The following is a 6,462-nucleotide window of genomic DNA, read 5'->3' as shown; positions in this document are numbered from 1 at the left end:
AACATGTGCTTCCTGCCCCTACTACGCTGATCCGATCAGCTCTGGGTAATTGTAATTATATATATTTGAATTACGTCACTTTACAACATTTGAAAACGTGATCAAAACAGATTCTCAACCATAAAATGAAACTAATGCTTTCTTTTTTAAAACTTAAGCTTATAAATGTGCAATGCCTTCAATAAACAGTCTTGACTTAGAGTGACCAAATAATGAAAAAGAATAAAATTGTAACGACTGAGGATATCCTTCTTAAACTATGCCAATCCGTTTCCGGCGTATTATCTTCCGCGACAGACACAAAGATCTCATACTCTGCAATGGTTCAAAAAATCAACAAAACCAGTTTAAAGCCTGATTTTGGTTGTTTTGTCCTTTTCGATGGTGGTTTTTCAGGCTTGGTCGTCATTAACTTTACGGCGAAAGCAGCGTTGGAAGTGTATACCAACTACATGAGAAACATGGGAATGCCAGAGGAAGAGCTGGCGGTACTGCATACCTCTGATGAAGTGGGTGACGTACTTGGCGAGCTGATGAACCAGCTTGTGGGTGACTTTACCAATAAAATTCGTAAAGAGCTGCAAACCAACATCACGCAAAACCAACCTAAAATGCTAGCACTGAACAAGCAGGTCATTTTGTCTGTCGACACCAACCTAGACAGGCCTCAGGCAAGGCGCGTAACCTTCTCTACTGCTGATAACAATATTTTCTACCTAGAACTTGCGATGGATAAAACAGAGTTTATTCAACTGGAAGAGTTTGAAGTCGTTGAAGACGAGTGCCCTGACTCTATTTTGGAAGCCACTCAAAATAGCGCAAAGGCTAAGAAAGAAAAAGCACAGTCGGTAGACAATGACATTGCCAACGACCTTCTTGATGAACTAGGTATTTAGTCACTTCTCCGGAAGTTAAGCTAAATACTGATCCAGTAAACAGCCACCTTAAATGACCGCGCTACTGTTCGTTGTTTAAGGTGGATTCGACACTCCAAACTCTTTCTTCGACTCCTCATAAACCTAAGAGCACCAACCTAGGCGTATCAACGACCTAAATCAGCCTTTCTTATTAGTATTATTATCAAGGATATTCAATTTCTAGTCATAAAAAGGTAATATGTCTGACTTTGAAAAAATCGCCTCGACCTTGTTAAATATCGATGAATAAACAGAAAGCATTAAAGAAAATTGCTAAGTGCCTAGAACTAGGTAACTCAGCAAACGTAAATGAAGCCGCCAATGCCATCAAAATGGCACACAGCCTAATGCTCAAATACGGTCTTGATAAAGACGACATTGAATTTATCAAGATGGGCAAAACGCAGTCATCTCATTTACTCCCTGCCAATATCAGTTCAACTTTACTACGCGTGATTCGCGGTATTAACACAAAGTTTGGCGTTGAAGCCGTGCTTTTGAATCACAAAGGACTCAAAAGAGTCGAGTTTATTGGAGAAGCTGACCGCGCAATATTCGCCGCTTTTGCATTTGATATCATCTATCGTGAAATGAATGAACATACGGGTCAATTTAGAAACAGTTTTTCAGGAAGCGGAACACCTTCGGCGGAAGTCACACGACGAGTCAATTCTTTCGTATCCGGTTGGGTAGAAGGTGCATTAGAAAAACTGCCCGTTATCACCCCTGATGACGAGTCAAACAACAAGATCAATAACTACATCGACAAAGAGTTCGAGAATATCGATAGAGAAACATTTAAACAGCAGTTAAGAGAAGCAATGAAAAACCTCACTGCCGATTATGAAGTTGGGCTAAAGAAGGGGCGAAAAATATCCGTCAATCGTCCTATTGATGGCGCGCAGGCACCGAAAAAGCTTCGTTAACTTCATCGATTCAAATGAGCAGATAGACGCTGCTCATTTACTCGATAATAGTTCCATCGGTCAGTACAAGTTTTTCAGTTTCAACTAATCTTATAGTACTCTTGCAATTCTAACGTATTAATGACCAAAGGAATGTATCTATTTTGAAACGGCTCGCCGTACTCTCTATTTTGTTTTCTAGCCTAGCCTTTGGAACGAGCATTCCCGAACTCACCCCTCTTGCTGAAAAAGCGGATCCGAAGGCGCAATTTGAACTCGCGACACTTTACCAATCCCCTTCCCCTGACCAAGATATCGACCAAGCTTTCTATTGGTATCAAGAAGCGGCGAACCTAGGCCACACTGAAGCTCAATTCGCTCTAGCCACTTTTTATGTCGAAGGAATCAGTACAGAGCCCGATCTTGCAAAAGGTCTATTCTGGCTGACCAAGCTTGCTCTAGCGGGAAATATAGAAGCGCAATTAGCCATTGCGGAAATTTACGAAAAACAGAAACAGTCTCCAGAAAACCTTGATATGGCTGAACTCTGGTATTCCATCGCGCAACCCAATAGTGAATTAGCCGAGGATGGCTACGGTCGTGTATTGGAAGCTAAGTTCAATCAGCGCAAAGCTCAGCAGGTATCATCTCTCGATCAACTTGATATTGCATTTGAGTCTGAAGAGCTTTCAGAGACTCCCCTACAAGCCAGCGACCACGCAGCTTCGGACAGAACAATCCCAAGCTACCTTTTCGTCATCGCTATTATCATCATCGTGGCGTGTATTTCCTTTTTTCTTAAAAGGAAGCAACGTAAGAAGCTACGTAAGAAACAAGCAAGCGATACTAGCCAAAAGAGCAATCTAGAAGGGACGATAAAGTTTCAGTCCACCACAATTAAAAAACAAAAGCGTCAACTTGAAACACTGTTTAGACAAGTGAAAAAACTCCAGCAAATGAGCACGCCGGAACCTGAAGAACAAAAACTTGCCATCGCATGTGCGATGTTTGGCTTTAGAGTGACGCAAATACCAGACCAAAAACAGATAAAGGTGCGTTACAAGCAGCTTTCAAAGCTATACCACCCCGACTTAAGTGGTAGTGACGAAGAAATGAAACGATTGAATAGTTCGTTGAAAATAATCATCGCGAAGATAAAACAGAAATAGCCAAATGATAACAAATTGTTACATTATCCATTCACACTAAAAGTGTACATACCTAAGAAATTTAAGGCGGCGCAAGCGATTACCCTCTCACGAATGTAACAAAGAATTAACTTTCACGCCCTGTCTATGTCATAATAACCTGCAAAGATAGAAAGTAAGCCTAATCCAATAGGAGAAATAAATGTTCAGCTCTGAAGGTACTTGTGACTGGTGTAAAAAACCAAGTGTACTCACCCAATTGAAATATGTTGACGGTAAATCTCATCACTCTTGTGAAGACTGCTACGAACTAGCGTCTTTAGATGTACGCCAATTCAATATTGCTGAACTGCGGCATATCGAACAGCAAAGTGTTCATTGCTAGTTTACTTTACTCTGCCACTCCCTATTAAAAGCCACTTAGATGTGGTTTTTTTGTGCCTGAATTTCCTTTCCTACTCGCTGATTCGGCGCTAAAAAGACTCAAATACCTAATCAAACTCACATTTTGTTCAATATAGCGCCAATTTCTACTTGATCCTTATCCAGATAACAACTACTGTATAGACATACAGTATGTATAAAAGGACAGTAGATATGTTGCAAGAACAAAGAAATCATTACTCAAAATTCAATACATTAGCGCAGCCAACTACAGCGATGGCGATCGATGAATCTGTTATGTCACGACTTTCAGGTTTATCGAATACAAAGCAATGGATTTTATTTACTTCTGATTGTCCTCGTCCTGATTTTGAACAGTTTTCATCATTTAAGGTTAGCTGTAACAAGATCATACATATGAAAGCCTCTCAATCGATGTCTGAAATAGAGACTGTCACTAAGGCCATTGAGTCTGGTAATGCGAGTGCTGTTATTGCTTCTACAAATATCGATTTAGTTAATCAGTCTTTACTACGTGCTCTAGCCTCTCGACACAATTGCGAAGTATTTTTTATTGAAGGTAAGGGTCATCAGGTCCACTAATTTAGTTTCTCGCCTTTTCACTTTTTAGCCTCATTGACTGGGGCTTTTTCTTTTCTAGTTGTTCAAAACGCTAACTCCCTTTCATTTAAGCAATCGTTTGCCTTTTTGGTGGCTAGAGGGAAAAGTTCTGGTATGATGCTTGCCATATTCACTATCTAAGCTCGTGACTACCTACACACTTAGATGCTTTCTCAATGTGACGTTTAAAAAATAGGAATGTCTAATGAGCCTTGCTGATCAAGTCTTAGCCGTCAATGACGATTTACCAATCCGTACCAATAAACCCGTTCATAGTGGCAAAGTCCGCTCAGTTTATTGGTTAACTGAAGAAGACAGCCAACGCTTGATTCAAGAAAAGGGTTACGATGTCGCTTCCGATGCACCTTTAGCGATTATGGTGATCAGCGATCGTATCTCTGCGTTTGATTGTATTTGGCATGCTGAAGGCAATCTGAAGGGCGTTCCAGGTAAAGGGGCTGCCCTTAACGCTATCTCTAATCACTGGTTTGATCTTTTTAAACAAAACGGTCTAGCGGATAGCCATATTCTTGATATCCCTCACCCATTTGTTTGGATAGTTCAAAAAGCCAAGCCTGTGATGATCGAAGCTATTTGTCGTAATTACATCACGGGTTCAATGTGGCGTGCTTACGAAAAGGGAGAAAGAGAGTTTTGTGGTATCGAGTTACCTGAAGGGCTAGAGAAAGATAAGGTACTGCCTGAACTTCTCATTACACCGTCAACAAAAGGTATTCTAAAAGGTATTCCAGGCGTTCCTGAAGCCGATGACGTCAACATTTCTCGTAAGAACATTGAAGATAGCTACGCTGCCTTTAACTTCTCGAGTGCTGACGATATCAACACATACGAAAAACTCTTAAAAGAAGGCTTCTCCGTTATTAGCAACGCGCTGTCTAAAGTAGAGCAAACGTTCGTTGATACTAAGTTCGAATTTGGATACGTCAATGACGCGGCAGGCAACGAAAAGCTCATATACATGGATGAAGTCGGTACTCCTGATTCATCACGTATTTGGGACACGAAAGAATACCAAACAGGCAACATCGTCGAAAATTCAAAAGAAGGTTTCCGTCAGTTCTTGCTCGCTCATTTCCCTGACCCAGACATTCTTCTAAACAAAGAAAGAATGCCAGAAAGAGAAGCATTGGCTCGCGATAATGCTTTGCCACTTGATGCATTAATGGACATTTCTAAAACGTACATTAATATCGCAGAAAAAATCACAGGCAAAGCGATTCATTTAAGCGCTAATCCTAAGCAAGAAATTATCGACGTACTACGCCAACAATACGATTTGATTGATTAATATTATCCAAAAGCAAACTGACTCTTAGGAAACCATTTCCGTCTATTTAGCAAACAAAAAAACGCCAGCTTCAAGCTGGCGTCTTTATTTGCTCTGAAAATCAGATGAGCATATTCCGATTTGTGACGATTAAATCTTGAAGCGTTGAATTTCTTGCTGAAGCTCATCTGACAACTGCGAAAGTTCAGATGCTTGTGACGCGGCTTGCTGTGCTTCTGAAGATAACTCGTTTGAAACATCACGGATACCCATGGTGTTGCGAGAGATATCTGAGGTCACCGTTGCTTGTTCTTCTGCTGCAGAAGCAATTTGTGTCGCCATATCGCTAATCATTTTCACAGAATCTTGAATCTCTCCAAGACTAATCGCCGCTAAGTTAGCGTCTTCAACACTTGTCGTCGCTAACTCTCTGCTGTGGTTCATGATGCTCACGGCTTTAGTTGTTGTCACTTGCAGCGTATCAATCATCGTTTGAATCTCGGTCGTCGACGCGTGAGTACGTTGGCTAAGAACGCGAACCTCATCAGCTACGACAGCAAAACCACGACCTTGCTCTCCAGCACGGGCAGCTTCGATTGCCGCGTTAAGTGCTAACAGGTTCGTTTGTTCAGCAACACCTTGGATCGTTGCAATAATAGAGTGGATACTATTTGCATGCAGTTCTAATTCTTGCATGATTTCCGTTGCTGCCTGTACTTCAGACTCTAAGCTGTTGATCGAGTTATGAGTTTGAGTCACACGCTCACTGCCATTCAAACAGGCCGATACTGCTTGTTCAGACTGTTGTGCAGTATGCTCTGCATTGCCAGCAACCTCCTGAGTCGCTGCTCCCATTTGGTCAATCGCCGTTGCCACCATGTTGATGTCGTCTTGTTGTGCAACAATGCGTTCGCTGCGAACGGTCGATTGTGTCAACGTATGTTTGGCCTGGTCAGCAAGAGACGTGGAAACATTGCTCAGCCTTAGTACAACTTGATGCGTATTTGCCACAAAGGTATTGAAGTCTTTCGCAATTTTACCCACCTCATCATCGTAACGTGGTGTAATTCTTTGTGTTAAATCCGCCTCTCCGCTGGCAATATTTTCCATTGCATCAGCAACTCTGCCAAGATCTTTGAATAAGAAATTCACGATAAGCGATACAGCAAACGCAACGAAACAGACGACTAATACAGCCG

General features: G+C 41.6%; 7 protein-coding genes. 6 read left to right on the top strand and 1 reads right to left on the bottom strand.

Translation table 11 applies throughout. The features are described from left to right. Positions 1-212: 212 nt before the first annotated feature. From BCU12_RS07200 to BCU12_RS07175, 6 genes are all read left to right on the top strand, one after another. Entirely contained in the window at positions 213-896 is a 684-nt protein-coding gene (locus BCU12_RS07200; protein WP_102403669.1) for a DUF3334 family protein, read from the top strand. Between the two features lie 263 nt (positions 897-1,159). Beyond that, positions 1,160-1,843: a DUF2786 domain-containing protein gene (locus BCU12_RS07195; protein WP_102403668.1), complete on the top strand. Its 684-nt coding sequence runs from the start codon at positions 1,160-1,162 to the stop codon at positions 1,841-1,843. Positions 1,844-1,986: 143 nt separating this feature from the next. Next, positions 1,987-2,991 carry a tetratricopeptide repeat protein gene (locus tag BCU12_RS07190; RefSeq protein ID WP_241909767.1) on the top strand — a complete coding sequence of 335 codons (1,005 nt, stop codon included), beginning with the start codon at positions 1,987-1,989 and terminating at the stop codon, positions 2,989-2,991. Between the two features lie 181 nt (positions 2,992-3,172). Further along, complete coding sequence (locus BCU12_RS07185; protein WP_102403666.1) at positions 3,173-3,355, top strand: hypothetical protein; 183 nt, start codon at positions 3,173-3,175, stop codon at positions 3,353-3,355. Positions 3,356-3,567: 212 nt separating this feature from the next. Next, positions 3,568-3,957 carry a hypothetical protein gene (locus tag BCU12_RS07180; RefSeq protein WP_102403665.1) on the top strand — a complete coding sequence of 130 codons (390 nt, stop codon included), beginning with the start codon at positions 3,568-3,570 and terminating at the stop codon, positions 3,955-3,957. A gap of 223 nt (positions 3,958-4,180) precedes the next feature. Continuing rightward, a complete protein-coding gene (locus BCU12_RS07175) occupies positions 4,181-5,284 on the top strand; it encodes a phosphoribosylaminoimidazolesuccinocarboxamide synthase (protein ID WP_102403664.1) in 1,104 nt (367 codons plus the stop codon). Between the two features lie 129 nt (positions 5,285-5,413). On the opposite strand, the gene BCU12_RS07170 is transcribed toward BCU12_RS07175, so the two are convergent. Beyond that, on the bottom strand, positions 5,414-6,462 hold a 1,049-nt coding region (locus BCU12_RS07170; protein ID WP_133153825.1), incomplete at its 5' end, for a methyl-accepting chemotaxis protein.

This window comes from Vibrio sp. 10N.261.55.A7, assembly GCF_002877365.1.
Taxonomy (GTDB): domain Bacteria; phylum Pseudomonadota; class Gammaproteobacteria; order Enterobacterales; family Vibrionaceae; genus Vibrio.
This window is presented reverse-complemented; position numbering and strand designations above follow the sequence as displayed.

Excerpts from the sequence above, each read along its gene's own strand:
- BCU12_RS07185 (WP_102403666.1), top strand. The coding sequence starts at position 3,173 with ATGTTCAGCTCTGAAGGTACTTGTGACTGGTGTAAAAAACCAAGTGTA.
- BCU12_RS07195 (WP_102403668.1), top strand. The coding sequence starts at position 1,160 with ATGAATAAACAGAAAGCATTAAAGAAAATTGCTAAGTGCCTAGAACTA.
- BCU12_RS07200 (WP_102403669.1), top strand. The coding sequence starts at position 213 with ATGAAAAAGAATAAAATTGTAACGACTGAGGATATCCTTCTTAAACTA.
- BCU12_RS07175 (WP_102403664.1), top strand. The coding sequence starts at position 4,181 with ATGAGCCTTGCTGATCAAGTCTTAGCCGTCAATGACGATTTACCAATC.
- BCU12_RS07180 (WP_102403665.1), top strand. The coding sequence starts at position 3,568 with ATGTTGCAAGAACAAAGAAATCATTACTCAAAATTCAATACATTAGCG.